Annotated in this window: 24 protein-coding genes; 17 read left to right on the top strand and 7 right to left on the bottom strand. The window is 65.1% G+C overall.

What is annotated here, in order from left to right:
• Positions 1 to 137: 137 nt before the first annotated feature.
• Complete coding sequence (locus BMY35_RS18720; protein ID WP_093202114.1) at positions 138 to 449, bottom strand: putative quinol monooxygenase; 312 nt, start codon at positions 447 to 449, stop codon at positions 138 to 140.
• A gap of 118 nt (positions 450 to 567) precedes the next feature.
• Between BMY35_RS18720 and BMY35_RS18725 the strand changes: the two genes are divergently transcribed.
• Entirely contained in the window at positions 568 to 1,530 is a 963-nt protein-coding gene (locus BMY35_RS18725) for a GlxA family transcriptional regulator (protein ID WP_093202239.1), read from the top strand.
• A 78-nt stretch (positions 1,531 to 1,608) separates the two neighbouring features.
• Here the strand turns inward: BMY35_RS18725 and aceA are convergent, their stop codons facing one another.
• Both aceA and BMY35_RS18735 read right to left on the bottom strand, forming a co-directional pair.
• The gene (gene aceA, locus BMY35_RS18730; protein ID WP_093202116.1) at positions 1,609 to 2,940 is read right to left on the bottom strand and encodes an isocitrate lyase; all 1,332 of its coding nucleotides are present in this window, start codon (positions 2,938 to 2,940) and stop codon (positions 1,609 to 1,611) included.
• Positions 2,941 to 3,146: 206 nt separating this feature from the next.
• Positions 3,147 to 3,560 carry a gamma-glutamylcyclotransferase family protein gene (locus BMY35_RS18735; RefSeq protein ID WP_093202119.1) on the bottom strand — a complete coding sequence of 138 codons (414 nt, stop codon included), beginning with the start codon at positions 3,558 to 3,560 and terminating at the stop codon, positions 3,147 to 3,149.
• A 39-nt stretch (positions 3,561 to 3,599) separates the two neighbouring features.
• On the opposite strand from BMY35_RS18735, the gene BMY35_RS18740 reads away from it, so the two are divergent.
• Both BMY35_RS18740 and BMY35_RS18745 read left to right on the top strand, forming a co-directional pair.
• On the top strand, positions 3,600 to 4,523 hold the full coding sequence (locus tag BMY35_RS18740) for a DMT family transporter (RefSeq protein ID WP_093202121.1): 924 nt from the start codon (positions 3,600 to 3,602) through the stop codon (positions 4,521 to 4,523).
• A gap of 155 nt (positions 4,524 to 4,678) precedes the next feature.
• Entirely contained in the window at positions 4,679 to 5,116 is a 438-nt protein-coding gene (locus BMY35_RS18745) for an SWIB/MDM2 domain-containing protein (RefSeq protein WP_093202124.1), read from the top strand.
• Between the two features lie 40 nt (positions 5,117 to 5,156).
• On the opposite strand, the gene BMY35_RS18750 is transcribed toward BMY35_RS18745, so the two are convergent.
• Positions 5,157 to 5,936, bottom strand: a complete 780-nt coding sequence (locus tag BMY35_RS18750; RefSeq protein WP_093202126.1) for an AraC family transcriptional regulator — start codon at positions 5,934 to 5,936, stop codon at positions 5,157 to 5,159.
• A gap of 103 nt (positions 5,937 to 6,039) precedes the next feature.
• On the opposite strand from BMY35_RS18750, the gene BMY35_RS18755 reads away from it, so the two are divergent.
• Positions 6,040 to 6,333 (top strand): hypothetical protein, encoded by a 294-nt coding sequence (locus BMY35_RS18755; protein ID WP_093202129.1) that lies wholly within the window; start codon positions 6,040 to 6,042, stop codon positions 6,331 to 6,333.
• On the opposite strand, the gene BMY35_RS18760 is transcribed toward BMY35_RS18755, so the two are convergent.
• Positions 6,299 to 8,023, bottom strand: coding sequence for a thiamine pyrophosphate-binding protein (locus BMY35_RS18760; protein WP_093202131.1), 1,725 nt, complete (start codon positions 8,021 to 8,023; stop codon positions 6,299 to 6,301). The two genes, BMY35_RS18755 and BMY35_RS18760, sit on opposite strands and share 35 nt — an antisense overlap.
• 94 nt (positions 8,024 to 8,117) lie before the next feature.
• Between BMY35_RS18760 and BMY35_RS18765 the strand changes: the two genes are divergently transcribed.
• The 9 genes from BMY35_RS18765 to BMY35_RS18805 all read left to right on the top strand — a co-directional run bounded on the left by BMY35_RS18765 (position 8,118) and on the right by BMY35_RS18805 (position 17,535).
• On the top strand, positions 8,118 to 8,786 hold the full coding sequence (locus BMY35_RS18765) for a TetR/AcrR family transcriptional regulator (RefSeq protein WP_093202134.1): 669 nt from the start codon (positions 8,118 to 8,120) through the stop codon (positions 8,784 to 8,786).
• 286 nt (positions 8,787 to 9,072) lie between these two features.
• Positions 9,073 to 10,065, top strand: coding sequence for a tripartite tricarboxylate transporter substrate binding protein (locus BMY35_RS18770; protein WP_093202137.1), 993 nt, complete (start codon positions 9,073 to 9,075; stop codon positions 10,063 to 10,065).
• A 49-nt stretch (positions 10,066 to 10,114) separates the two neighbouring features.
• Complete coding sequence (locus tag BMY35_RS18775; RefSeq protein ID WP_093202140.1) at positions 10,115 to 10,888, top strand: ABC transporter permease; 774 nt, start codon at positions 10,115 to 10,117, stop codon at positions 10,886 to 10,888.
• A 52-nt stretch (positions 10,889 to 10,940) separates the two neighbouring features.
• Positions 10,941 to 11,942 carry an ABC transporter substrate-binding protein gene (locus BMY35_RS18780; protein ID WP_093202142.1) on the top strand — a complete coding sequence of 334 codons (1,002 nt, stop codon included), beginning with the start codon at positions 10,941 to 10,943 and terminating at the stop codon, positions 11,940 to 11,942.
• A gap of 57 nt (positions 11,943 to 11,999) precedes the next feature.
• Positions 12,000 to 12,779, top strand: coding sequence for an ABC transporter ATP-binding protein (locus tag BMY35_RS18785; RefSeq protein WP_093202145.1), 780 nt, complete (start codon positions 12,000 to 12,002; stop codon positions 12,777 to 12,779).
• 16 nt (positions 12,780 to 12,795) lie between these two features.
• Positions 12,796 to 14,226 (top strand): enolase C-terminal domain-like protein, encoded by a 1,431-nt coding sequence (locus tag BMY35_RS18790; RefSeq protein ID WP_093202148.1) that lies wholly within the window; start codon positions 12,796 to 12,798, stop codon positions 14,224 to 14,226.
• A gap of 48 nt (positions 14,227 to 14,274) precedes the next feature.
• Positions 14,275 to 15,450, top strand: a complete 1,176-nt coding sequence (locus BMY35_RS18795; RefSeq protein WP_093202150.1) for a Gfo/Idh/MocA family protein — start codon at positions 14,275 to 14,277, stop codon at positions 15,448 to 15,450.
• Positions 15,451 to 15,460: 10 nt separating this feature from the next.
• Complete coding sequence (locus BMY35_RS18800) at positions 15,461 to 16,648, top strand: dihydrodipicolinate synthase family protein (protein WP_093202153.1); 1,188 nt, start codon at positions 15,461 to 15,463, stop codon at positions 16,646 to 16,648.
• Between the two features lie 8 nt (positions 16,649 to 16,656).
• Positions 16,657 to 17,535: a sugar phosphate isomerase/epimerase family protein gene (locus BMY35_RS18805; RefSeq protein WP_093202155.1), complete on the top strand. Its 879-nt coding sequence runs from the start codon at positions 16,657 to 16,659 to the stop codon at positions 17,533 to 17,535.
• A gap of 36 nt (positions 17,536 to 17,571) precedes the next feature.
• Here the strand turns inward: BMY35_RS18805 and BMY35_RS37740 are convergent, their stop codons facing one another.
• Positions 17,572 to 18,318, bottom strand: a complete 747-nt coding sequence (locus tag BMY35_RS37740) for a hypothetical protein (RefSeq protein WP_143080705.1) — start codon at positions 18,316 to 18,318, stop codon at positions 17,572 to 17,574.
• A 384-nt stretch (positions 18,319 to 18,702) separates the two neighbouring features.
• On the opposite strand from BMY35_RS37740, the gene BMY35_RS18810 reads away from it, so the two are divergent.
• Together BMY35_RS18810 and BMY35_RS18815 are read left to right on the top strand one after the other, a co-directional pair.
• Complete coding sequence (locus BMY35_RS18810) at positions 18,703 to 20,310, top strand: hypothetical protein (protein ID WP_093202158.1); 1,608 nt, start codon at positions 18,703 to 18,705, stop codon at positions 20,308 to 20,310.
• 190 nt (positions 20,311 to 20,500) lie between these two features.
• The gene (locus BMY35_RS18815; protein ID WP_143080706.1) at positions 20,501 to 21,343 is read left to right on the top strand and encodes a hypothetical protein; all 843 of its coding nucleotides are present in this window, start codon (positions 20,501 to 20,503) and stop codon (positions 21,341 to 21,343) included.
• A 258-nt stretch (positions 21,344 to 21,601) separates the two neighbouring features.
• Here the strand turns inward: BMY35_RS18815 and BMY35_RS18820 are convergent, their stop codons facing one another.
• The gene (locus BMY35_RS18820) at positions 21,602 to 21,871 is read right to left on the bottom strand and encodes a hypothetical protein (RefSeq protein WP_093202163.1); all 270 of its coding nucleotides are present in this window, start codon (positions 21,869 to 21,871) and stop codon (positions 21,602 to 21,604) included.
• A gap of 475 nt (positions 21,872 to 22,346) precedes the next feature.
• Here BMY35_RS18820 and BMY35_RS18825 point away from each other — a divergent pair, with 475 nt between their 5' ends.
• Positions 22,347 to 23,438, top strand: coding sequence for a DNA glycosylase AlkZ-like family protein (locus BMY35_RS18825; RefSeq protein ID WP_093202166.1), 1,092 nt, complete (start codon positions 22,347 to 22,349; stop codon positions 23,436 to 23,438).
• A 268-nt stretch (positions 23,439 to 23,706) separates the two neighbouring features.
• Positions 23,707 to 25,905 (top strand): TonB-dependent siderophore receptor, encoded by a 2,199-nt coding sequence (locus BMY35_RS18830; protein WP_256228781.1) that lies wholly within the window; start codon positions 23,707 to 23,709, stop codon positions 25,903 to 25,905.
• Positions 25,906 to 25,932: the final 27 nt, after the last annotated feature.

The following is a 25,932-nucleotide window of genomic DNA, read 5'->3' on the forward strand; positions in this document are numbered from 1 at the left end:
GAGCGCGGGCTACCGGCCTTTTCCTTCGGTGAAGAAAAAGCCGCTGAAACCTTGCCGAGTAGTTCGCGGTGTCATAACCAAGGTGCCTTTCTCGCTCTTGTTTGAGTGCAGAGCCGGCAATTCTAGCCGCTGCCCGCTCAGGACGCGGCACCGGTGTTCTTGAGCCCCAACACTTCGATGGGCTCGATCGACGGCGGCGCGGCAAACAGCTCGGGAGCCTTTGCCATCAGCGCCTGGGCGATCGGGCCGGTCAGGTGGGCCTGGAGCCCGGCCTCGTTCTCGAATGCATCGAACACGCCGAAGGTGGTCGGCGACAGGCGCAGCGCAAACCAGATCGGCGTGGTCTTCTCGTCGCGGGCCATGGCGAGGCCTGCTTCCAGGAATTTCTCGACATCGCCTTCCTTGCCCGGCTTGGCTTCGAGGCGGGCAAACAGTGCGTACTTGATCATGGGTCAATCTCCTGAGTGTTGAACGGCGCGCGACATTGCGCGGCGTTGGCATGAACTCTAGGCAGCCATCGCCCATGGAGCCATTGGCATTTTTGACATCTTTGATATCGTTATGGCCATGAAGCTCGACATACTCGCCCTCGACGGCGTGTTCGACACCGGCCTGTCCACGGTGCTTGACGTGTTCACCACCGCCAACGAACTCACGGCGATGCTGCAGCTCGACGTGGCACCGTTCGAAGTCACGCTGACGGGCGTTCGCAAGCGCGTGCGAACCTCGCAGGGCTTCACAGTTCCGGTGGCTCGCGCCCCCGACACGGCAACGGCCGACTGGCTGATCGTCCCCGCCCTGGGCTGCAAGATGCCCGAGACACTCGAGCCCGCGTTGCGCCGCGCCGACGTGCGCGACGCCTGCGCCGCACTCAAAGAACGCTCGGACAGAAACGCCAACGTAGCCGCCGCCTGCATCGGCACTTTCGTGCTGGCCGAGTCCGGCGTGCTCGACCGGCACAAGGCGACCACCACATGGTGGCTCGCCACGCTGTTCCGCCAGCGCTACCCGGGCGTGCAGCTGGAAGACTCGCGCATGCTGGTCAGCTCAGGCCACCTGGTCACGGCCGGCGCGGCGCTGAGCCATGTCGACCTGGCGCTGTGGATCGTGCGCCAGGCAAGCCCCGAGCTCGCGACGCTGGTCGCGCGCTACCTGATCGTCGATTCGCGGCCATCGCAATCGGCCTACGTGATCTCCGACCACCTCTCGCACTCCGACCCGCTGGTGGAGCGCTTCGAGCGATGGGCGCGCGGCCGGCTGGCCGACGGCTTCTCGCTCGACGAGGCCGCGCAGGCCGCCGGCACCAGCAAGCGCACGCTGGCCCGACGCATGCAGCAGGTGCTGGGCAAGAGCCCGCTTTCCTACGTGCAGGATCTGCGCGTCGAGCGCGCCGTGCACCTGCTCAAGACCAGCGACAAGAGCCTCGAACAGATCGCCGGCATGGTCGGCTACGCCGACGGCGTCACGCTGCGCACCCTGCTGCGCCAGCGTCTTGGACGCGGCGTGCGCGAAGTGCGGCTCGAAGCCTGACTTCGCGGCGGACGCGGCAACAAAAAAGCCCGGCACGCGGCCGGGCTGAAAGTGACAGCGAAAAATCCGTCCGTCGGATCAGTGGAACTGTTCTTCCTCGGTCGAACCCGTCAGCGCCTTCACGCTGGACGAGCCGCCCTGGATCACGGTGGTCACGTCGTCGAAGTAACCGGCGCCCACTTCCTGCTGGTGCGACACGAAGGTGTAGCCCTTGTCGCGCGCCGCGAACTCGGGTTCCTGGACCATGTTCACGTAGTGCTTCATGCCTTCGCCGCGAGCGTAGGCGTGGGCGAACTGGAAGGTGTTGAACCAGTTGACGTGGATGCCGGCCAGCGTGATGAACTGGTACTTGTAGCCCAGCGCCGACAGGTCTTCCTGGAACGAAGCGATCTGCTTGTCGTCGAGGTTCTTCTTCCAGTTGAAGGAAGGCGAGCAGTTGTACGACAACAGCTTGCCCGGGCAGGCGGCGTGCACGGCTTGCGCGAATTCGCGGGCGAAGCCGATGTCGGGCACGCCGGTTTCGCACCACACCAGGTCGGCGTACGGAGCGTAGGCCACGCCGCGGCTGATGGCTTGCTCCAGGCCGTTCTTGACGCGGTAGAAGCCTTCCTGCGTGCGTTCGCCGGTCAGGAACGGCTTGTCGTTGGCGTCGTGATCGGAGGTGATCAGGTTCGCGGCTTCCGCGTCGGTACGGGCCAGGACGATGGTCGGCACACCCAGCACGTCGGCGGCGAAGCGCGCGGCAATCAGCTTCTCGCAGGCTTCCTGCGTCGGCACGAGCACCTTGCCGCCCATGTGGCCGCACTTCTTCACGGCAGCCAGCTGGTCTTCGAAATGCACGCCGGCAGCGCCGGCCGTGATCATGTTCTTCATGAGTTCGAAGGCGTTGAGCACGCCGCCGAAACCGGCTTCCGCGTCAGCCACGATGGGCAGGAAGTAGTCGATGAACTCCTTGTCGCCGGGGTTGATGCCGCGACCCCACTGGATTTCATCGGCGCGGCGGAAGGTGTTGTTGATGCGACGGACCATCGTCGGCACCGAGTCGTAGGCGTAGAGCGACTGGTCGGGGTACATCGTCTCGGAGGTGTTGCCGTCGGCGGCGACCTGCCAGCCCGACAGGTACACGGCCTCGAGGCCTGCCTTGGCCTGCTGCATCGCCTGGCCGGCGGAGATCGCGCCGAAGGCGTTCACGTAGCCCTTCTTGGCGCCGCCGTTGATCTTTTCCCAGAGCTTCTCGGCGCCGCGCTTGGCCAGCGTGTGCTCGATGGGGAAAGAACCGCGCAGGCGCACGACGTCGGCTGCGCTATAGCCGCGCTTGACGCCCTTCCAGCGGGGGTCGGTGGCCCATTCTTTCTCGAGTGCGGCGATCTGCTGTTCGCGGCTCAGTTGTTCTGTGAGGGTCTGGGGCATGGTCACTCCGTGAGGTTGATTGAAGGTTGGGCGCTGCGGCCGTGGAGTTACTGTAACTCCCCACCGGACTCTTATGTCTTATAGAAGACATATTTTTCACTCAACAAAATCAACAAGTTACGGATATATTCCTCAATGCAAAATTATTTTTCTCATATCGAGAAAAAATATTGCGGCGCAGCAGCCATCGATTCCGCAATGCGCAATCAATCTTTCGGTTGTGAAAACGATGCGCCGCCCAGCGCCGCATGCGCGATCCAGTCGCCGCTTTCGATCACGCGGCGGCCCGCAATGCGCGTCGGATGGATCTCGTAGACCAGGCAATCGAGCCACTGCCCATCCACCTCCACGCGCACCCGACGCTTGATGTATTCGCCCGAATCGTCGTCCGCCACTTCTTCCAGCACGTCGAGCGCCGCCTCGACCGCCGGCTCGATCACGTAGACCTCGCCCTTCACCTGCCTTCCACCGCCGAGCACGACGCCGGGATAGGCACCGAGGTCGTACAGCGTGCCGGCGATCTCCGCCTCGCCAACGAGCAAGGGCGCGGGCCGGTAGCGCGCGATGTCGTTGCGACCGCCGCGACGCAGCGTGCCGTAAACAAAAACGTGGGGCATCATCGAAACCGCTTCCTTCCTTCGCAACAACACTTCAGTCTATTGAACTCCCCTGCCCACGCATCAGGCCGCCTCGTGGCCTACGGCTGCCTGGCCCTGAGCATGTCGCTCGTCGGCGGCTACGTCGCACTCTCCAAGCCCCTCGTCGCCGCCTTTCCGGTGCTGCTGCTCGCATGGCTGCGCTTCGGCATCGCGGCGCTGGCCATGCCGCACTGGCTCAAGCGAGCGCCCGACGAACCGCCGATGACGTCGCGCACCCGCTGGCTCGTGTTCCTGGAATCGTTCCTCGGCAACTTCATGTTCTCGATCTGCATGCTGTTCGGCGTGAGCCTCACGAGCGCGGTATCGGCGGGCGTGATCATGGCGTCGATCCCTGCCTGCGTTGCGGTCGCGAGCTGGCTCTTCCTGCGCGAGCGCATCACGGTGCGCATCGGACTGGCCATCGCGTGCGCGGCACTCGGCATCGGGCTGCTGGCGCTGTCGCCGGCACACGCACCAGCATCGCCCAGCGCTTCTTCCACGTCGATGCCGTGGCTCGGCAACCTGCTCGTGTTCTGCGCGGTGCTCTGCGAGACGGCCTACGCCGTGATCGGCAAGTCGCTCACGGGACGCCTCGGACCGAAGCGCATCGCCTCGCTCATCAACCTCTGGGGCTTCGCGCTGTCGATGCCCTTCGGCATCTGGTTCGCGCTGCAGTTCGATTTCACCGCGGTGCGCTTCGGCACCTGGGCGCTGCTGGTGGCGTACGCGCTCGCCGCGAGCATCTGGACCGTGTGGTTGTGGATGACCGGACTTCGCCACGTACCAGCCGCACAAGCGGGTGTTTTCGCCGTGCTGCTGCCGGTGAGCGCGGCCCTCGTGGGCGTGCTCGTGCTCGGCGAAAGCCTCTCTTCCCCACAGCTGGTTGCGTTCGTCGTTGCGCTCATTGGCGTGGTGCTCGCGACGTGGCCCGGGCGCCGAACGTGAAAAAGAGGCCTTCTCCCCTCTGAAAAAACAACAACTCCCAATGAAAAAAGCGCTTTTTCCCTTGGAAACGCGTTTTTTCTCCTTTAGCATCCGCATTGCCACTGGAGACGCAAGTTTTTCATTGGTGACTGTTCAACCAAAAAAGGAAATCAACCATGGCAACTGCAAAGAAGGCTCCGGCCAAGAAAGCTCCGGCGAAGAAGGCCGCTCCCGCAAAGAAGGCTGCGGCTCCGGCGAAGAAGGCCGCTCCGGCCAAGAAGGCGGCTCCTGCGAAGAAGGCCGCTCCGGCGAAGAAGGCTCCTGCAAAGAAGGCCCCCGCGAAGAAGGCCGCTCCCGCCAAGAAGCGCACGCCGAACGCCGCGTTCATGAAGGCACTGACCCCCAGCCCGGCACTGGCCGCCGTCGTCGGCTCCACGCCGCTGCCGCGCACCGCTGTCGTGAGCAAGCTGTGGGACTACATCAAGAAGAACAACCTTCAGGACAAGGCCAACAAGCGCAACATCAACGCCGACGCCAAGCTGAAGGAAATCTTCGGCAAGGCTCAAGTTTCGATGTTCGAACTGGCCGCGCTGATCGGCAAGCACGTCAAGTAAGCGCTCAGGGGCCTCGAGCTCCTGAATCAAAAAGCCCGCTTCATGCGGGCTTTTTTTTCGTCTGCGGCAAGGCCGCACCTTCCTCGAAGAAGCGCGCCGGCGTGCGGCCGAAGTGCTTGCGGAAGGCCTCTATGAAGGCGCTCACCGAGCTGTAGCCCACCGTCAACGCCACGGCCGTCACCGGCTCTCGCAGGCTCAGCAGTTCGACGGCTTTCAGCAACCGCGCCTGCTGGCGCCACTGCGCGAAGCTCAGTCCCGTCTCCGCGGCGAAGCGCCGCGTGAGCGTCCTTCGCGCCATGCCGATGCGATCAGCCCATTCGTCGATGCCGTCCGGCAGCGCAGGGTCGTCGGCCAGCGCTGCCGCCATCGAAGCAAGGCGCCTGTCCTGCGGCATCGGCAGGTGCAGCGATGCCTCGCCGCTCGCAGCCAGCTCATCGACCAGCACAGCCACCAGACGCGCCCTTCGTGGCTCCAGCAGGGGCTCGGAAGCGTCCAGCGACGTCAGTCGATCTATCAGCGCCTGCATCAGCGGCGTGACGGCGAACACATGCGGCCCGTCCGGCAACGCGGCGGCAGCCGCCGGATCGATGTGCAGGCTCCAGCCCGCAGTGGCACCGAAGCTCTGGGCCGCATGGGCACAGCGGGGCGCTATCCAGCCGATCCATCCCGGCGGCTGCACCCATCGGCCCGAAGGCGTATCGATGACCTGCAGGCCTTCGCGCAAGGCGAAGAGCTGGCCGGTGTCGTGCGAGTGATAGCCCGTGACGCGCGGCGCCTCATAGGCCGTGATCCAGAGTCTTGCGGGAGCTTCGTCAGCCATGAATGGCCCGCCGGAGATATCGATTGGCCCCGCGCCGCAAGCCCGGATGCGCCCTGCTGCCTAGCATCGAACCCATCTTCACTCCCATCAAGGAACAGCATCCATGAAAGCCCAGGACGTACTCCCCGACGGCGACGACTTCACCGTCATCAACGGCCGCACATTGCGCAAGGGATCGGTCGGCGCCTTCCTCGCCAACGTGCGGATCCTCGAGGACGCGGACGCATCGGCCGCGGACAGGCAAGCCGCCGGACAAGATCTGGTCGCTCTGATCCCCACGCTCGACGCACTCGGCCTGTTCGACGTGTTCGAACTGCGCTCGCCATCCCTGCGCGAGGAGGTCGACCGCCATCGCGCCGCGCTCAGCCCTGCGCCTGCTGCTTCGCAGAGCGCGTGATCGACGACAGCGTGCCGCGCGTGGTGATGACTTCGGGGTCGAGCGGGATCTCGATCAGCGTGCCGGTGTCTGCCTCCAGCGCGCGCAGCAGCGCCGCTTCGAACTGCGCCGTTTCCGTCACCCGCTCGGCCGCGTAGCCATAAGCGCGCGCAAGCCCGCAGAAGTCGGGGTTGCGCAGCGCCGTGCCGCTGGTGCGCTCGGGATACTCGCGCTCCTGGTGCATGCGGATCGTGCCGAACATGCCGTTGTTGAGCAGCACGATGATGCTCTTGCCGCCGTGCTGCGAAGCCGTCGCCAGCTCCTGCCCCGTCATCAGGAAATCGCCGTCGCCCGCAATCGTGAAGGCCACGCGCCCCGTCGCCAGGTTGGCCGCGATGCCGGCCGGCACGCCGTAGCCCATCGCTCCGCTGGTCGGCGCCAGTTGCGTCTTCGCGCCCTTGGCGAGGCCGTGGTAGCTGAAGTAGCGATGCACCCAGCTCGCGAAATTGCCTGCGCCGTTGGTGATGGCCGCGTCCGCCGGCAGGTGCTTCTGCAGCAGCGCGACGACCGCCGCCATGTCGACCGCCCCGCGCGGCGTCTCGGCGGGCATGCCGGCCAGCGCCTGCGGCACGAGGTTGGCTTCGTAGTCGGCACGGGCCTGCAGCGTCCAGTCTTCCCACGGCAGGGTCGGCGGCGCGCTCAGCACCTCCAGGCTGCGCGCGGCCGCGCTCATGCCGGCGTTGATCGCCAGGTCGGCCTGGTAGACGCGGTTGAGCTCCTCGGCGCTCGCATGGATGTGCACCAGCGTCTGCTTCGCCTTTGGTGCCTCCAGCAGCGTGTAGCCGCCGGTCGTCATCTCGCCAAGTCGCGGGCCGATGGCCAGGATCAGGTCGGCATCCTTCACGCGCTGCGCGAGCTTCGGGTTGATCGCGATACCGACGTCGCCCGCGTACTGCGGATGGTGGTTGTCGAAGGTGTCCTGGAAGCGGAAGGCGTTCGCCACCGGCAGCCGCCAGTTCTCGGCGAAGCGCTGCAGCGCCTGCGCGGCCTGCGTCGTCCAGCCGCCGCCGCCGGCAATCACCAGCGGGCGCTGCGACTTCAGCAGCAGCTCGCGCAAGGTGCGCAGCGCGCCCGGATCGCTCCAGGGCTCCACCGCCTCCACGCGCGCCAGCGGTCGGGCGGCAGTCTCGCTGCGCAGCATGTCTTCGGGCAGCACCAGCACCACCGGCCCAGGCCGGCCGTTCATCGCGGTGGCGAAGGCGCGCGCGATGTACTCCGGAATGCGGTTCGCGTCGTCGATGCGCTCCACGCGCTTGGCGAAGCCCTTGGTGCTCGGGCCGAAGAAGCTGGCGTAGTCGACCTCCTGGAAAGCCTCGCGGTCGCGGAAGTCGCTGCCGACGTCACCGACGAACAGCACCATCGGCGTCGAGTCCTGGAACGCGTTGTGCACACCGATCGACGCATTGGTCGCGCCCGGCCCGCGGGTGACGAAGCACACACCCGGCCGCCCGGTGAGCTTGCCGTGCGCCTCGGCCATGAAGGCCGCGCCGCCCTCCTGCCGGTTGACGACGAAGCGCGTGCGGTCGCGGTAGGCATGGAAGCCGTCGAGCACCGCAAGAAAGCTCTCGCCGGGCACGCCGAATGCGATCTCCATGCCCTGTTCGACCAGGCATTCCACGATCAGGTGGCCGGCGGGTTGTGATGTACTCATGGAAAGTAGAACCTCAGCTGCAAATGTCTTCGGCAATTATGTGCGCCCGCTTCAGACGCCTTGCGTTAATTCCCCAATTGGTTAAATTCGCGCCATGAAGGCCTCCAAGGACTCCACGCCCGACATCAGCATCGAGGCAATCGAACCCCGCTCGCGCGACGCCGACCGGTCGCAACTCGCCATCCTCGCCTCGGCGCGCGACGAGTTCTCCGCGCGCGGGCTCGCCGGCGCGCGCATGGACAGCATCGCCGAGCGCGCTGGCCTCAACAAGCGCCTCATCTACTACTACTTCGGCAGCAAGGACGACCTGTTCCTCGCGGTGCTGGAGCGCGTGTACGCCGACATCCGCGAGGCCGAGCAGCGCCTGCACCTCGAAGAGATCGACCCCGTGGAGGCCATCCGCCAGCTGGTGTCGTTCACCTGGAACTACTACCTCGAGCACCCCGAGTTCATCACGCTGCTCAACAGCGAGAACCTGCACTGCGCGGCGCACCTGAAGCGCTCCGAGCGCATCCAGGAAATGAACTCGCCGCTGGTGCAGCTGCTCGACACCGTGCTGGAGCGCGGCCGCCGCGACGACCTTTTCCGCGCGGGCGTGGACCCGGTGCAGCTCTACATCTCCATCGCCTCGCTCTGCTACTTCTACCTCTCGAACAACCACACGCTCTCGGCCATCTTCGGTCGCGACCTGCGTGCGCCCAAGGCGATGGCGCAACGCCTCTCGCACATGACCGACCTGGTCCTGGGCTATGTTCTGAAATAGGTTCGCCCCCAGGCTTCGCGCACTTCGTGTCGCTTCGCCAACCCCCTTCCGGGGGCAACACCTGCGGCCCGGCGGAGCCGGTTCCGCGGTGTTCCTGGCCTTGAGCCGCGCCGGTTTCACGTGTCGCGCGCAGCGCAAATCTCCTCTACGAACGACTGAACCGCTCCTCCGGGTATTCACTAGGCAGCTCCAGTTGACGCTGTCGCGCGGGCGTTCCTACAATCGATAATTCACTCAATGGTGAATTGATCGATTCAAGAAGCGGCCCGACCGCGCGGAGACATTCATGAAGCTCTTTGCCAGCACTGCACGCACCACCGTCCTTGCCTCGCTGACCTGCATCGCAGCCCTGCTGCCCGCACTGGCAGCCGCGCAGAACGGCTACCCCACCAAGCCGATCCGCGTGATCGTTCCCTTCGCGGCCGGCAGCACCACCGACATCATTGCCCGCGCCATCACCGACAAGATGAGCGCCAGCATGGGCCAGACGCTGGTGATCGACAACCGCGGCGGTGCCAGCGGCACGATCGGCCAGCAGGCGGTGGCCACGGCCGCGCCCGACGGCTACACGGTGATGATCCATTCGTCGTCGCACACGGTGAGCCCCTCCACCTTCGCCAAGCTGCCGTTCGACACGGTGCACGACTTCGCGGGCGTCACGCCGATCTCGTCGCTGCCGAACGCGCTGGTGATCTCACCGAACAAGAACATCAAGACGCTGCCGCAGCTGCTGGCCGCCGCGCGCGCCAAGCCGGGCAGCATGAACTTCGCCTCGGCCGGCCAGGGCAGCGCCACGCACCTGAACGCCGAGAAGTTCAAGATGGCCGCGAAGATCGACGCCACCAACATCCCCTTCAAGGGATCGGGCGAGGCCGTCACCGAAGTGCTCTCGGGCCGCGTCGACTACTACTTCTCGCCCATCGCGCCGGTCATCGGCCAGATCAAGGAAGGCCACCTGCTGGCGCTGGCCGTGGGCTCGCCCAAGCGCGCCGCCGCCCTGCCCGACGTGCCCACCACCACCGAGGCCGGCGTGCCCGGCTCCGAATTCAACTTCTGGATCGGAATGATGGCGCCGGCCAAGACGCCGCGCGACGTTGTCGAGCGCCTGAACGCCGAGGTGGCGAAGGCGCTGGCCTCGCCCGAGGTGAAGGAGCGCTTCGCCAAGCTCGGCGCCGACCCGTGGACGCTAAAGCCCGAGCAGTTCGACGCCTACATCAAGGAAGAGATCGCAAGCAACGCCCAGCTCGTGAAGGCGGCTGGCCTCTCGGTCCAGCAGTAAGCACAGCAAGCACGCTCTCTTCGCTCTCCCGAAAGTCCCGGCCCTCGCCATGTTCCGCAAGCTCCTGCTCTCCCCGGCCCTGCGCCCCTTCATCCTGATCCTGTTGCTGCTGGTGCTGTGGGACCTGGCGATCCGCCTGTTCAAGATTCCGGCCTACCTGATTCCCCCGCCGTGGGAGGTCGTGAAGCAGTTCGTCGCCGAATGGCCGCGCCTGCTCGCCGAAAGCTGGAAGACCACGCTCGCCACGCTGGGCGGCTTCGGCCTGACGATCCTGATCGGCATCCCGATCGCGATGGTCATCGCCTACTCGCGCGTCGTCGAGTCGTACGTCTATCCGCTGCTGGTGTTCTCGCAGAGCATTCCCAAGGTGGCGATCGCACCGCTGTTCGTGGTGTGGTTCGGCTTCGGCATCTTCCCGAAGGTGATCAGCGCCTTCCTGCTGGGCTTCTTCCCGGTGGTGGTCTCCACGGTGATGGGCTTCAAGTCGGTCGAGCCCGACATGCTCGATCTCTCTCGCTCGATGGGCGCGAGCCGCCTGCAGACCTTCTTCAAGATCAGCCTGCCGCAGGCACTGCCGCAGATCTTCAGCGGGCTGAAGGTGTCGGTCACGCTGGCGGTGGTTGGTGCCGTGGTCGGCGAGTTCGTCGGCTCCAACTCGGGCATCGGCTACGTGCTGCAGGTGGCCAACGGCAACTTCGACCTGCCGCTGATGTTCGCGGCGCTGGTGGTTCTCTCGAGCATCGGCGTGATCCTTTTCGTGGCCGTCGACATCGTCGAGCGCGTGATGATTCCCTGGCACGCCTCGCAGCGCCACACCCACTGAGCCTCCCGTTCCAGGTTCCTTCGCAAAGCCAACAACTCCCGGAGACAACACCATGAAGAAACTGCTCCCCACGCTGCTCGCAGCGGCCGCGCTCGCCACCTTCGCCATCGCCCCGGCGCATGCCCAGGGCGACAAGCCCAAGGACAAGGTCACGCTGATGCTCAACTGGTACCTCTACAGCGAGCACGCGCCCTTCTTCCTCGGCAAGGAAAAGGGCTTCTACGCCGAGGAAGGCATCGACCTCGACATCCAGGAAGGCCGCGGCTCCGCCGTCACCGCGCAGGCGGTGGCCGCCAAGTCGGCAACCTTCGGCTACATCGACGTCACGACCATGATCAAGGCCGCCGCCAAGGGCGCGCCGCTGAAGTCGACGGGCGTGCTGTTCCAGGTGAGCCCGATGTCGGTGATGGGCTTCTCCGAAAAGAACATCAAGACGCCGAAGGACATCATCGGCAAGACCGTGGCCGTGACGCCGGGCGACTCGATGTCGCAGATGTGGCCCCTCTTCCTCAAGGTCAACGACATCAAGCCCGACCAGGTGAAGATCGTCTCGGGCGACGGCCAGACCAAGCTCAATGCGGTGACCAACGGCCAGGCCGACCTGCTGCTGGGCTACGTGATGGACCAGGCCATCAAGCTGCAGGACGCTACCGGCAAGCCGGTGACGCCGATCCGCTTCGCCGACTCTGGCGTGAACCAGATCAGCTCCGGGATCATCACCAACAAGAACCTGCTGACCGAGAACCCCGACCTGGTGAAGCGCTTCATGCGCGCCTCCACCAAGGCCGCCGAAGCCGCCGAGAAGAGCCCGGAGGCCGCGGTCGACGCGATGCTCAAGGCCAACCCCAAGGCCGGCGTGCGCGACACGCTCATCGTGGGCATGAAGCAGAGCGTGGCGCTTTATCACACGAAGGAAACGGCCAACCAGCGCCCGTTCCGCGTGACGACGAAGAACGTGAGCGATTCGCTCGACCTGCTGGTGCAGTACGGCGGCATGGATGCGTCCACGCGCGGCAAGCCCGAGGACTACGTCACTCTCGACTTCCTGCCCTGACCTTCCTTCGTTCCTGAGCCCGCGCGCTTTCCGCAGCAGTCACCTCTCACGCATTCCATGTCCCAAGTCAACCTGATCGAAGCGCGCGGCGTCTCGAAGATCTACCAAAGCAAGGACGGCCCCGTCGAGTCGCTCAAGCCGCTCGACTTCGCCATCAAGGAAGGCGAGTTCGTCTCCGTCGTCGGCCCTTCGGGCTGCGGCAAGAGCACGCTGCTGAAGATGGTGGCGGGCCTGCTGCCCATCAGCGGCGGCAGCCTCACGCTGGCGGGCCACCCGATCAAGGGACCGCAGAAGGACGTGGGCATCGTGTTCCAGAGCGCGGTGCTGCTGCCCTGGCGCAGCGTGGAAGACAACATCCTGCTGCAGGCCGAGATGCGCCACCTGCCGTCGGAGGCGTCGCGCGCCCGTGCCCGCGAGCTGATGGAAATGGCGGGCCTGAAGGGCTTCGAGAAGAAGTACCCCTGGCAGCTCTCGGGCGGCATGCAGCAGCGCGCGTCGATCTGCCGCGCCCTGCTGCACGACCCGTCGGTGCTGCTGATGGACGAGCCCTTCGGCGCGCTCGACGCGATGACGCGCGAGAAGATGAACCTGGAGCTGCAGCGCATCTGGATGACGTCGAAGAAGACGGTGATGCTCATCACCCACAGCATTCCGGAAGCCATCTTCCTCTCGGACCGCGTGATGGTGATGAGCGAGCGCCCCGGCTCCATCGCCGCCGTGTACGACATCGACCTGCCGCGCCCGCGCACGCTGGACGTCATGTCCTCGCCCGAATTCGGCGCCTACACCAAGCTGGTGCGCGCGCATTTCTATTCGCAGGGCATCCTGGACCACTGAAGAGCAGATGCGAGCCATGGACGCGATCCGTTTCCACGTCGAGGAGATCCGCTTCGCCGAGCGCAACGTGGCGCTGCGGCTGCCCTTCCGCTTCGGCGCGGCCACCGTCACCGCCTGCCCGCAGGTCTACGTGAAGGCGCGCATCCGCTTCGCCGACGGCCGCACGGCCGAGGGCTGCGCTGCGGAGATGATGATTCCGAAGTGGTTCGACAAGAACCCGGCGCTCACCAACGAACAGAACTTCGAGCAGCTGCGCTTCGCCCTGCGCGATGCGCGCGAGGCCTATACCGCCGAGCCCGATGCGCAGACCGCGTGGACGCATTTCGCCTCGAACTACGCCGCGCTCCAGTCGCGCGCCAGGGCCAAGGGCCTGCAGCCGCTGGTGGCGAGCTACGGCCCCGCGCTGATCGACCGCGCCCTCCTCGACGCGCTGTGCCTGCACAGCGGCACGAGCTTCGCGGCGGCGATGAGCGGCAACCTCTGCGGCATCGACATTGCCGGCAGCGGCCTGGCCGACGATCTCTCGGGTTTCGACATGCCCGGCTTCCTGGCGAAGCAGTCGCCGCGAACCCGCATCGCGGCGCGGCACACCGTCGGGCTGGCTGATGCCATCGACGACAGCGACGCTTCGCCCGATGCGCCAGCCGACGGCCTGCCGACCACGCTGCAGGCGGCCGTGCAACGCTACGGCCACACGCACTTCAAGCTCAAGCTGTGCGGCAACACCACGCAGGACATCGACCGGCTCCAGCGCATCGCCCGCGTGATCGACGGCCAGGCGCAGCTCGTGACTCTCGACGGCAACGAGCAGTACGCGGACGCCGATGCGTTCGCGACCTTCCTCGACCGCATGCTCTCCACGCCCATGCTGTGGAAGCTCGCGCAGAAGACGGTCTTCGTCGAGCAGCCGATCCGCCGCGATGCCGCGCTGCAACGCGACGTGTCCGCGCTGGGCAAGCGCATTCCGCTGCTCATCGACGAATCGGACGCCACGCTCGATGCCTTCGTGCAGGCCCGCGCGCTGGGCTACACCGGCGTGTCGAGCAAGAGCTGCAAGGGCTTCTACAAGTCGGTCATCAATGCCGCGCGTTGCGCGCAGTGGAACGCGGCGGCGGAGAAGCCGCGCTACTTCCTCTCCGGCGAAGACCTGACCATGCAGGCAGGCATCGGCGTGCAGCAGGACCTGGCGCTCGTCGCCTGGCTGGGCCTTTCGCACGTGGAACGCAACGGCCACCACTACGTCAACGGCCTTGCCGCGGCACCCGAAGCCGAGCAGCAAGGGCTGATGAAGCTGCACCCCAGCCTCTACGAAACCAGCGACGGCGCAGCGCGCCTCGCCATCCGCGAAGGGCAGCTCGACCTGTCCTCGCTCGCCGCCGCGCCCGGCTTCGCCACCGGCAAGCCAGGCGCAGGCATCTCGTGGGACGCGATGCGTTCCGTCTACTGAAGCGCGCGTCCAGCCCGCACCAATCTCTCGCACCCAAGGAAGAAAACGATGGCCACCCAACGTCTAGGAATCATCATGCACGGCGTCACCGGGCGCATGGGCATGAACCAGCACCTGATCCGCTCGATCTGCGCCATCCGCGCCCAGGGCGGCGTCACGCTGTCGAACGGCGACAAGGTCATGCCCGACCCGATCCTCATCGGCCGCAACGCCGAGAAGATGGAAGCGCTCGCCAAGGCCCACAACATCCCGCGCTGGGGTACCGACCTCGACAAGGCGCTGGAGAACAAGGACGACACCATCTTCTTCGACGCCGGCACCACGCAGATGCGCCCCGCCCTGCTGGCCAAGGCCATCCGCGCCGGCAAGCACGTCTACTGCGAGAAGCCCATTGCCACCAACCTCAACGAGGCTATCGAGATCGCCCGCCTGGCCGAGGAAGCCTCGAAGACCAAGGGCCTGAAGCACGGCGCCGTGCAGGACAAGCTCTTCCTGCCCGGCCTGCGCAAGCTCGACATGCTGCGCCGCGCCGGCTTCTTCGGCCGCATGCTCAGCGTGCGCCTGGAGTTCGGCTACTGGGTGTTCGAGGGCGACCTGCAGCCCATCCAGCGCCCGAGCTGGAACTACCGCAAGGAAGACGGCGGCGGGATGATCCTGGACATGATGTGCCACTGGCGCTATGTGCTCGACAACCTGTTCGGCGAAGTGAAGTCGGTGAGCTGCCTGGGGACCACCCACATTCCGAAGCGCTGGGACGAGGCCGGTAAGCCCTACGAGGCCACCGCCGACGACGCGGCCTACGCCACCTGCGAACTCACCGGCCACAACGGCGAGCCCGTCATCGCGCAGATCAACATGAGCTGGGTCACGCGCGTGCGCCGCGACGACCTCGTCACCTTCCACGTCGACGGCACAGACGGCTCGGCCGTGGCGGGCCTGTCGAGCTGCCGCGCCCAGTCGCGCGTGGCCACGCCGCGCCCGGTGTGGAACCCCGACGAGAAGCAGACCATGAACTTCTTCGACCAGTGGCAGGAGATCCCGGACTCGCAGGTCTACGACAACGGCTTCAAGATCCAGTGGGAGCACTTCATCCGCCACGTGGTGGAAGACGCACCCTACAAGTGGACGCTGCCCGAAGGCGCCAAGGGCGTGCAGCTGGTCGAGGCCGCGCTCGAATCGTGGCAGGACCGCCGCTGGGTCGACGTGCCCGCGCTGAAGGTCTGAGGTTCGCAGCATGGCTCTCTCGCTGAACCTTGCCACCGCGGGCGGCACGCTCGCACCCTACGCGCTGCGCGGCACCGTTCCGGTGAAGCCCGATGCGGGCGTGAAGTTCAACCGCATCGCCTACTCGGCCGCGCACGTGGTGGCCGACCCGATGGCCGCCATCGATCCGTGGCTGCAATGCGCGGTCGACTGGGACACCACCATCGCCTACCGCCGCCACCTGTTCTCGCTGGGCCTGGGCGTGGCCGAGGCCATGGACACAGCGCAGCGCGGCATGGGCCTGGACTGGCCGACCTCGCTAGAGCTGATCCGCCGCTCGCTAGACGCAGCGAAGGACGTGCCCGGCGCGCTGGTCGCCTCGGGCTGCGGCACCGACCACCTGGACATCGACAGCGTGAAGAGCGTCGACGACGTGATCCGCGGCTACGAAGAGCAGATGGCCGCCATCGAGGCGCTCGGCGGCAAGCTGATCGTGATGGCCAGCCGCGCGCTGGCCCGCGTGGCGAAGAGCCCGGCCGACTACGAGCGCGTGTACGACCGCATCCTGAGCCAGGCGAAGCAGCCGGTGGTGCTGCACTGGCTGGGCGACATGTTCGACCCGGCCCTTGCGGGCTACTGGGGCACGAAGGATGTCGATGCGGCCATGGACACGGCGCTGGGCATCATCGCCGCGCATCCGGACAAGGTCGACGGCATCAAGATCTCCCTGCTTGACAAGGACAAGGAGATCGCGATGCGCCGCCGCCTGCCGCCGGGCGTGCGCATGTACACCGGCGACGACTTCAACTATGCCGAGCTGATCGCCGGCGACGGTTTCGGCAGCGAGCCCACGCACGGCAAGAGCGATGCGCTGCTGGGCATCTTCGACGCTATCGCGCCGGCGGCCAGCGCGGCCCTGGGCGCACTGGCGCAGGGCAACGAAAAGAAGTTCCACGACATCCTCGGCCCCACGGTGCCGCTGTCGCGTCACATCTTTGCCGCGCCCACGCGCTTCTACAAGACCGGCGTGGTGTTCATGGCCTGGCTCAACGGCCACCAGAAGCACTTCACGATGGTCGGCGGCCAGCAGAGCACGCGCTCGCTGCAGCACTTCGCGGAGCTGTTCAGGCTGGCCGATGCCGCCAACCTGCTGGAGCAGCCCGAGCTGGCGGTGCGACGCATGAAGACCCTGCTGGCCCTGCACGGCGTGGAAGGCTGAAGACGAGCATGCGCGATTTCTCGCAGAACCACGACTGGCTGTCGATCAACACTGCCACGGTGCGCAAGCAGTCGGGCGCCGAGGTGCCTCTGGACCGCATCATCGACCAGTGCGCCGAACGCGGCATCCGTGCGATCAGCCCCTGGCGCGACCAAGTGGCGGCTGTCGGTCTCGACAAGGTTGCGAAACAGCTGAAGGCGCACGGCATCGGCCTCTCAGGCTATTGCCGCGGCGGCTTCTTCCCCGCGCCCGACGCGGCCGGCCTGAAGGCCGCGCTCGACGACAACCGCCGCGCCATCGACGAGGCGAAGACGCTGGACGCGCCCTGCCTCGTGCTGGTGGTCGGCGCCCTGCCCGGCGCGCTCGATGGCAAGGCCGCCTACAAGGACATCGGCCGCGCCCGCAGCGAAGTGCGCGACGGCATCGCCGCATCGCTCGAATACGCCCGCGAAGTCGGCATGCCGCTGGCCATCGAGCCCCTGCACCCGATGCAGGCGGCCGACCGTGCCTGCATCAACACGCTCGAACACGCGCTCGACCTGTGCGACGAACTCGACGCGGGCAGGAGCGGCATGCTCGGCGTGGCCCTGGACATCTACCACGTGTGGTGGGACCCGAAGCTGCAGCAGCAGATCGCGCGCGCCGGCCGCGAGCGGCTGCTGGCGTACCACGTCTGCGACTGGCTCACGCCTACGCGGGATCTGCTGAGTGATCGCGGGATGATGGGTGATGGCGTGGTTGAGCTGAAGAAGATCCGGGGGTGGGTGGAAGACGCGGGCTTTGCGGGGTTCAGCGAGGTGGAGATCTTTTCGAATCTCGACTGGTGGCAGCGGCCTGGTAGCGAGACTCTGGACGTCTGCATCGAGCGACATCGCAGCACGGTTTGAATTGAGCACTCGCAATCGACCGTTTGATTCGATCACTCAACTGCGAGTGCTCCAGCAAACTCGAAGAAAAAGCTCTGGTGCCTCAAGACAAATCTGCCGGATAGCTTTGAAAAGTTGCGGAGACGACTGAGGATTGCGTACTGGCCTTTGCTCATCTCCTATGGTGTTGGCAACGAATCGCTGCCCGTCTCCCGACAGCTCCAGCCCTAGAGCGTGGAATCCAATCTCCGGCGGAAGCCCTAGCGCCAAGACTCGCCCACGCTGACGCTTCGCACTGATCAGGGGAAATGGATTGAGGTCCATGTATTCGCCAGTCTCGACCAGTTCTCCATTGAGTCCTAACTTGCTCGAAACCCTGGGTATGCGCAGGTGCAACTCAGGAGGCAGTTCCGAAGGGATGCAGATGTGGACTAGCCCCACAAAGGGAAAGCCGTCATAAAGAAGACCAAGAGCTTGCGATCTACCCATCGCGTTCGCATTTCTTGATGGATTTTCCATCGTGGGACGAACGATCTTCGCTTCGATCGCAATCACACGTTCCACAAGCGGCTCATCCGAAACGGGGACGACAAGCAGGTCAACATCTCCAGGTCGCCCGCCTGCACTGAGCCCAAGCCGATGACGTGGAACGTTGATTGCAACAAGAATGTCTTGACCAAATTGATGCTCAGGATGGGGAAATGCCGCTTCCAACATGAAGCCAATCAGGTTCGCAAGAATCTGACGGGAATTTCGAACTCGCGTAAGTACTTCTGTCTCGGACTCCGTCCAGTTGCGCGACATAGTTCTGACAAGGAAATGTTGCGAAAGCCTGCAGGAAGATGGAGCGTTGGAGGATCCAGCTACCTGCGGGCCACAAACGATTCCAGTGTGCCAATGAATGTGCCATGACCACAAGTCGATCGTTATGAGGTCCGCTGCGCGATACGCCCGCCTGTGCTGTGCAATCCACCGATGCCAGCCCCGACACTCGACGGCTGCACGGCACGCGCTTCTCCGGCAACTGGAATCAATTCTGGGGCATACGTTCATCAATCCCAGCATCCGCAACTATGGCCGCCGGCGGCGGGCGACTGCCTGATGGCCGAGGATTTCGCTATCCGTTGTCGGGGCGAGCGATGTGATGTGATACGCGTGCTACCTTCGCTCTCCATGTCAAGCCCGCACATGAACGCTACAGCGAATCCTGAACACCGACGGCTCTTTGACCTCAGCTCCGAGGAAGAAACGGGACTAAACGAGTCGGAGCGCATCCTCGGCCGCCTTTGCCGTCGGTCGTTCCTTCGCCTTTGGGTCCAGTCGAACGTCTTCTCAGACGAAGGCTTGCGCGACGGAAAAGGACACGGCGTAGAGCTTTGTGACGCTCTTCTTGTCTTCGGCGACGATGTAGTCATCTTCTCCGACAAGGAGGTGGCGTTTCAAGAAGGCAAGGAGCTCAAGATTGCTTGGGGACGCTGGTACAGGCGAGCGGTCCAGGACTCTGTGCGGCAGCTGCACGGGGCAAAGCACTGGCTACAGCGGTTCCCTGCCAAGGCGTTTCGCGATGCGCGCTGCACGCGGCCTTTGCCCGCGCCTGTTCCAAACCACGAATTCGTCCGGTTTCACCTCGTGGCGGTGACACGCGGCTGTCGTGATGCTGCACTTGCCTTTGCCGAAGGGAAGGGACGCGGCTCACTTGGCTTGGATAGCCAAATAGCAGGCAACCAGCATCTGGACCATCCGTTCGTGCTCGGACAACCCGAGCCGTGCAAGCAGTTTGTCCATGTCTTCGACGAGGTATCCATCGACCTAGTGCTAACGGAGCTCGACACAGCAGTTGACTTCATCGATTACCTTCGAAAGCGCGAAGCGCTCCTTGGCCGCCCCGGCACGCAGGTGATGTCTGGCGGTGAAGAGGACCTTCTGGCTACTTACCTCACCACGATGACGGACGACGAGTCTGAGCACACCTTTGTACAGGGCGCGAAGGGCGGCGAGTTGCCCGACACCATGTTCGTGATGCCAGGAATCTACGAGTCATTGGAGCGGTCCGCCCCCTACCTGCGACGAAAGGCAGCCGACCGCGTCAGCTATGTGTGGGACGACCTCATCGAGAGGATACTGAGGCACGGGACGCACGGACTTGCGCCTGGCATGCCGGAGCACACGCCGCCCGAGCTTGAGCGTGGTATTCGTCTCCTTGCGTCCGAATCCAGATTCCGGCGGCGCCAGCTTGGCGCTTCAATCGAAGCCATGACAGAGAAGATTAGGCCGGGAGACAGCATCACTCGCCTGTTCAACAGTGGCGTCGAGGAAGAGAATGTCTACATCCTCAGCATTCAGGCGAAACGGCAGGATGAGTCTCTTGCGCAATATCGAACGTTTCGCCAGCAAAAGCTGTTTGCGCAGGTTCGGACCGCGAAGCTGCTGGCGCCGACAGGCAAGAGATTCGTTGGCATAGTGTTCGACAGTCCTTACAAGGACTACGCTGGCTTCTCAGAAGACTTGATAGCGCTTGAACAGAACGCTTGGTCGAAGGAGGAACTGGCAGAGCTCAGGCGCATGCGCAGAGACCTGAACCTATGGGCTGGACATCGAATGGACTATTCGCGCTTCGACCAGTTCGAGTTCCCGACAGCCGAGCAGCAGCACCCTTTCTCGCCTGTGCGAGCTCCTGCTGGTTCGGGTCGAGCTGGCGCGCCAACGAGTTTGCGCCAACCGGCCAATGCTAAGGATGCATCGGAAAAGCGGCGCCGAAAGATGCGGAAATCGTCGCAACGCAAGAACCGAAGATAGCCACAAACTAGGGGGACTGACCGCACCAAACCGACGGGCGGAATGCGGCCACAACCGACCATTCGGGCGCAGCGCAAGATCAGCGAAATAGCCGACGTTCTCAGCACGTACAACGGGTTAAGTTTTTGAGCGTCTGAGAAGCTATCCCCACCTACTGCTTCAGTCCAGCGCACATTGGCGACACAACACAATGGACCGAGAAGGATTCATCTATCTCGACATCGAACACCCGGTAGTTGCCTGGAATACCTACAGAGGTGTGCTCATGTCGCGGGAACAGATATGGACGCGGCATGGGCACGGCGCTGTATCGCTGCGCCTTGCGGGCATTTTTGACTCCGGTGATTTTCAGCGGTTGCAGTCCGAGCTTGCCATCGACGCAATCCGCGGGCGCGATTTCCCTGGCGCCGTCTCCCGACTTTCCGGCATGTTCGTCTTCGACGAGGTCGAGAGTGCTCTTGCTGCCGAGCAAGCCGCCTGGGGCGGCCACATCAACTCGAACTACTTGACGGACGTAGGTCTCATGTACGGCGCTGCAACTCGGGTCGATGCGAACTGGATTACGCAAATGCTCGATGCCGAGGCGAATCTCGTTCCTGAATGGGAACAGCTTGCCGTGAAGTACTGGAGCGGGGAGGCCAGCGGCGCGTCCCCAATCTGGGAGCTCTTGGTGGACGGAAGTGCGATCGTGTACGGGACCCGTGTTCGCAACCAGGCGTACGAAGTCATTCAATCGCGGTATCCACAGTCTCTAGGCCTTCTCGAAGAAAGCCGAATTGCTGCGCTGCTAGGCTTTTCGCTCGGCCACGTTTCCTCTTGGCTCACGCGCAAAGAAGACCACGCTGAGCTGGCGTTCTACCTGGACAACACGTCGGATGGTGACCCGAGGTACCTTGCTGCGGTCGCGGAGTACCTCAAGACTGCCCCGCCGGATTCGGTGAACGCACGCGCGCTCTTCGCAACGCCTGGTGTGGCGAGGCTTCCTGACCTGACCTCGTACTCCAAGGCGCTGCCTTTGAGGCCCCAACCGTAAGCGGACCGCACTGCTTGGTCTCTCATCGGTGCTCCCGGCTTGGCGAGCTTGCCACCGATGCATGCTTCTGTTCATCGGCGCAAGCGCCAACTGCGAATCCGAGGTCTCGCTGCGGAAGGTCGGCGGCGCGGTAGTCATGAGCCTACCCAACAGTTGACATCGACCCTTTACGCAAATTTCTCGGAAACCATGAGTTGGGTTCTTTTCACCACGAAGGCTTCAGGCAGGCCGCGAAATCCGCGGCCCGCGGATCGGCCGCTAACCGCCAGCCTCAGGCGCCTCACATCGCGCCTTCTCGCTCATCTGAAACAGCTCTCCGGCCTTGCGCGCCAGTTCCGCCGCAAGCCAAAGCAGGTTGTCCAGTCGTCGAGGCCCATCACCGCTGCACCAGTCGATGTCTTCCCCGTGGCAAACCCACAGTAACGCTTCAAGCTGAGAGAGTGTGTTTTCAAGAAGATCCGCCGGGTCTTGGGCGGTTTCTTCGGAAGCTACCGGCGTGCGAGGCCGGGCTATAGTCTTGGTAGCCATTTTTGTGCGGTCCCTCCAAGGTAGTGCACGAACTTGGTTAGACGGTCGGGGTGCTGATAACACCCCGGCCGTCGCCTTTTGATACCTCGCATCTGCATCGCTGCTTTCGCACCGACAACCTGCCGCGAGGCAAGCAGCCTTCAAACATCTGGGTGACTCGGGTGTGTTGCGCCTTTCTTCTCCCCTTGGCGGGGTGCTGAGTGACAGGGGCATTCACTCTAGAGAAGAACCCGACGAGTCGCCGTTCCACACAGCACTAAGTCGCGGAGACTGCCAACAAATGCAGCTTCCGCAGCAGCGCTGAACGCTCACGCCGACGGGGTGCCTTGCGCAGCGAAATAAAGGGGGAGCCCGAAGGGCGGAGGACATTCGCGGAGCAAGGTACCCCGTCGGCGTGAGCGTGCCCTGAACGACAGCAGCGCCCAACGCACAACGCAGCAAAGCGAAAGTCCGCCGCCTGTGCTGCAATCCGCTGATGCCAGCCCCGACCCTCGACGATCTGCGCCGCTACGCAGTGGCGCGCACCCTCTTCAAGCCCACGACGCTGCCCGCGGCGATCCGCCAGCTGGGCTTCGTGCAGGCCGACCCGATCCGGGCCCCCGCACGCGCGCAAGACCTGACGCTGCGCCACCGCGTGAAGGACTACCGCGCGGGCGATCTCGAAAGCCGCTACACCCGCCTCGCCATCGAGGAAGACTGCCTCGTCAACTACGGCTTCCTGCCGCGCGAGCATCTGGCGCTGATGCATCCGCGCGAGGCCAGGCAGGCGTGGGACGCCGACACACGGCGCAAGGCGGCCGACGTACTCGCCTACGTGCAGGAGCACGGCCCGGTGCATCCGCGGCAGGTGGAGCAGCACTTCGCGCACGGTCGCATCAAGAACTACTGGGGCGGCTCCAGCAACGCGACCACGCACCTGCTCGACGGCATGCACTACCGCGGCATGCTGCGCGTGGTGCGGCGCGACAGCGGCACTCGCGTCTACGAGGCGGTGACGCACGAGCCGGCCGACGACAGCCCCGCCGGCCGTGCACGTCGTGCGGCGGCGCTCATCGAACTCGTGGTGCGCAAGTACGCGCCGCTGCCGGCCTCCAGCCTCACCTACCTCGTGCGCCTGCTCGGCTACGGCGCGCCGCATCTCGCAGCGCAGACACAGGCGGCGTTGCGCATCGCGCGTGAAGAGCTTGCAAGCTGCAGCATCGACGGCACGACCTGGTATTGGCCGGCCGACGAGAACCCGGCCTCGCGCCGCCATGCGCCCGACGACGAAGTGCGCCTGCTCGCACCCTTCGACCCGGTGGTGTGGGACCGCCGCCGCTTCGAGCTGCTCTGGGACTGGACCTACAAGTTCGAGGCCTACACGCCCGCGCCCGAGCGCCAGTTCGGCTACTACGCGCTGCCGGTGCTGTGGCACGACCGCGTGATCGGCTGGGCGAACGTGAGCGCGCCCGAGGGCAGGCTGCAGCCAGCCTTCGGCTATGCCGACAAGAAGCCGCGCGATGCGGCCTTCCGCGCGGCGCTCGACGACGAACTGCAGCGCATGACGCAGTTCCTCGCCGGACGCTGATGCCTTTCTTCCTATAATCGCGCCGCTCAGCCAGCCGCCCGCAACGGGCGCGCAAGCCGTCTTCGAAGGAACGAAGACCGCAGCCGCAACGGCTGCCCGCGACGACGCAACAAGAACCCATAAAACCTACCGGCAGCCAGCCCGAAGCGAGCCGCCGGTTGCGCTCGTCCGGATCTGACAGGACCGGATCAGAGAAGCCATGGCGCGCCCGCATACGGCGCGCGCCGCAGCCACTCCCCCCAAACGCAGGACACAGGAGAAGCTGCACATGACATCGAAGAAGCATCGGCGCCCGGCTGGGCGCTCCACTTGGCGCATTTCGCACACCCGCCGCGCCACGCTCGCGGCAACCGCCATGGCGCTGGGCGCCGCCGTGCCGGCCTACGCCCAGGAAAAAGACGAATCCGCCGAGACCCGCAAGGCCCTGCCCACCATCACCGTATCGGGCGATTCGGGCGAAAGCGCGACCGGCCCGGTGACCGGCTTCGTCGCCAGGCGCGGCGGAACCGCCACCAAGACCGACACGCCGTTGATCGAAACGCCGCAGGCCATCTCGGTGGTCACGCGCGACCAGATGGAGGCGCAGAGCGCGCTCACGCTGCGCGAAACCACCAACTACACGGCCGGCGTGGTGTCGAGCTACTTCGACAGCCGCGTCGACTCGTTCAAGGTGCGCGGCGGCGACGCCATCCAGTACCTCGACGGGCTGCAGCGCAGCTACGGCACCTACAACACCACGCGGGCCGATCCATACACGCTGGAGCGCGTCGAGCTGCTGCGCGGGCCATCCTCTGTGCTCTACGGCCAAGGGGGCATCGGCGGCGTGCTGAACCTGGTGTCGAAGCGGCCTCAGGCCGAGTTGCAGCGCGAAGTGCAGGTGCAGGTGGGCAGCCACGACCGCAAGCAGGTCGCGGCCGATTTCACCGGGCCGCTGGACACCGAAGGCAAGTGGCTCTATCGACTGGTGGCCGTGAACCGCGACAGCGGCACGCAGGTCGACCACGTGCCCGACGACCGCATCCTGCTCGCGCCCTCGCTCACCTGGCGCCCGAGCGCCGACACCTCGCTGACGCTGCAGGCGCTGTACCAGAAGGACAAGAGCGGCTCGCTCATCGGCTTCTTCCCGTGGCAGGGCACGCTGCTGCCCTCGCTTTACGGGCAAATTCCCACCTCGACCTTCACCGGCGAGCCCGGCTTCGACCGCTACGACACACGCAACACCTCGCTGGGCTACCTGTTCAGCCACCGCTTCAACGACACCTGGACCTTCAGGCAGAACCTGCGCTCGACCGAGAGCAAGGTGCTCTACAACTCCTCCTACACCAGCTTCACTGCCAACCGGCTCACCGGACGCCCGGCGCGACCGGTGTTCAACGCAGACCAGCGCACCATCGAGCGCGACCTGATCGTGCAGCTCAACGGCGGCAAGATGCTGCTGCTCGACAACCAGGCCGAGGCGCACTTCAAGACCGGTGCGGTGGAGCACACGCTGCTCGTCGGCGCGGACTTCCAGCGCAACGAGACCTCGCAGTCCACCGGCCGCGGCCGCGCGGGCGCACTCGACGTGTACGCACCGGTGTATGGCAACTACACGCCGCCCACCTTCCTCACCCGGCAGCCCTCGGTGCTGCAGAAGCAGGCCGGCATCTACGTGCAGGACCAGGTCAAGTACGGCCGCTGGATCGGCCTGCTGGGCCTGCGCCACGACAAGGCCACCACCGACACCGAGGGCCGCCCCGCTGCTGCCGCCGACGACAAGGCCACCACCAAGCGCGCCGGCATCGTCTACCTGGCCGATGGCGGCTGGGCGCCCTACCTGAGCTATGCCGAATCGTTCCTCCCGCTGGGCGGGGTGGACGTGAACAACACGCCCTTCAAGCCGCAGCGCGGCAAACAATGGGAAGCCGGCGTGAAGTGGGAACCCGAAGGCCAGCGCACTTCGTTCATGGCTGCGGTGTACGACCTGCGCGACACCAACCGCAAGACCACCGACCCAACCAACCCGCTCAACAGCATCCAACTCGGTGAGGTGCACGTGAAGGGGCTGGAGCTCGAATACAAGGGCAGCATCGGGCGCGACTGGGACTGGGTCGCCTCCTACGCCTACACCGACGCGCGCGTCTCGCGCAGCAACGGCACCGACCTGGGCAAGCGCATCTCGGGCGTGCCGAAGCACACGGCCTCGGCCTGGCTGATGCGGCGCTTCTCCATCGGCGGCGTGCCCGGCTTCTCGGTGGGCGGCGGCGTGCGCTACCTGGGCAAGTCGTGGGACGGCATGGACGCCAACCCGGTGCCCTCGGTGACGCTGCTGGACGCGATGTTCGCGTGGGACAACGGCCCGCTGCGCCTGTCGCTCAACGTGGGCAACCTGACCGACAAGGTGCAGCTCACCACCTGCCTGGCGCGCGGCGACTGCTTCTACGGCCAGCGCCGTACCGTGACTGCGGCGGCCACGTATCGCTTCTGAAGAAAATCCCCGCCCGGGCGAAGGTCT

The organism is Variovorax sp. YR750 (genome assembly GCF_900109805.1).
Taxonomy (GTDB): domain Bacteria; phylum Pseudomonadota; class Gammaproteobacteria; order Burkholderiales; family Burkholderiaceae_C; genus Variovorax; species Variovorax gossypii.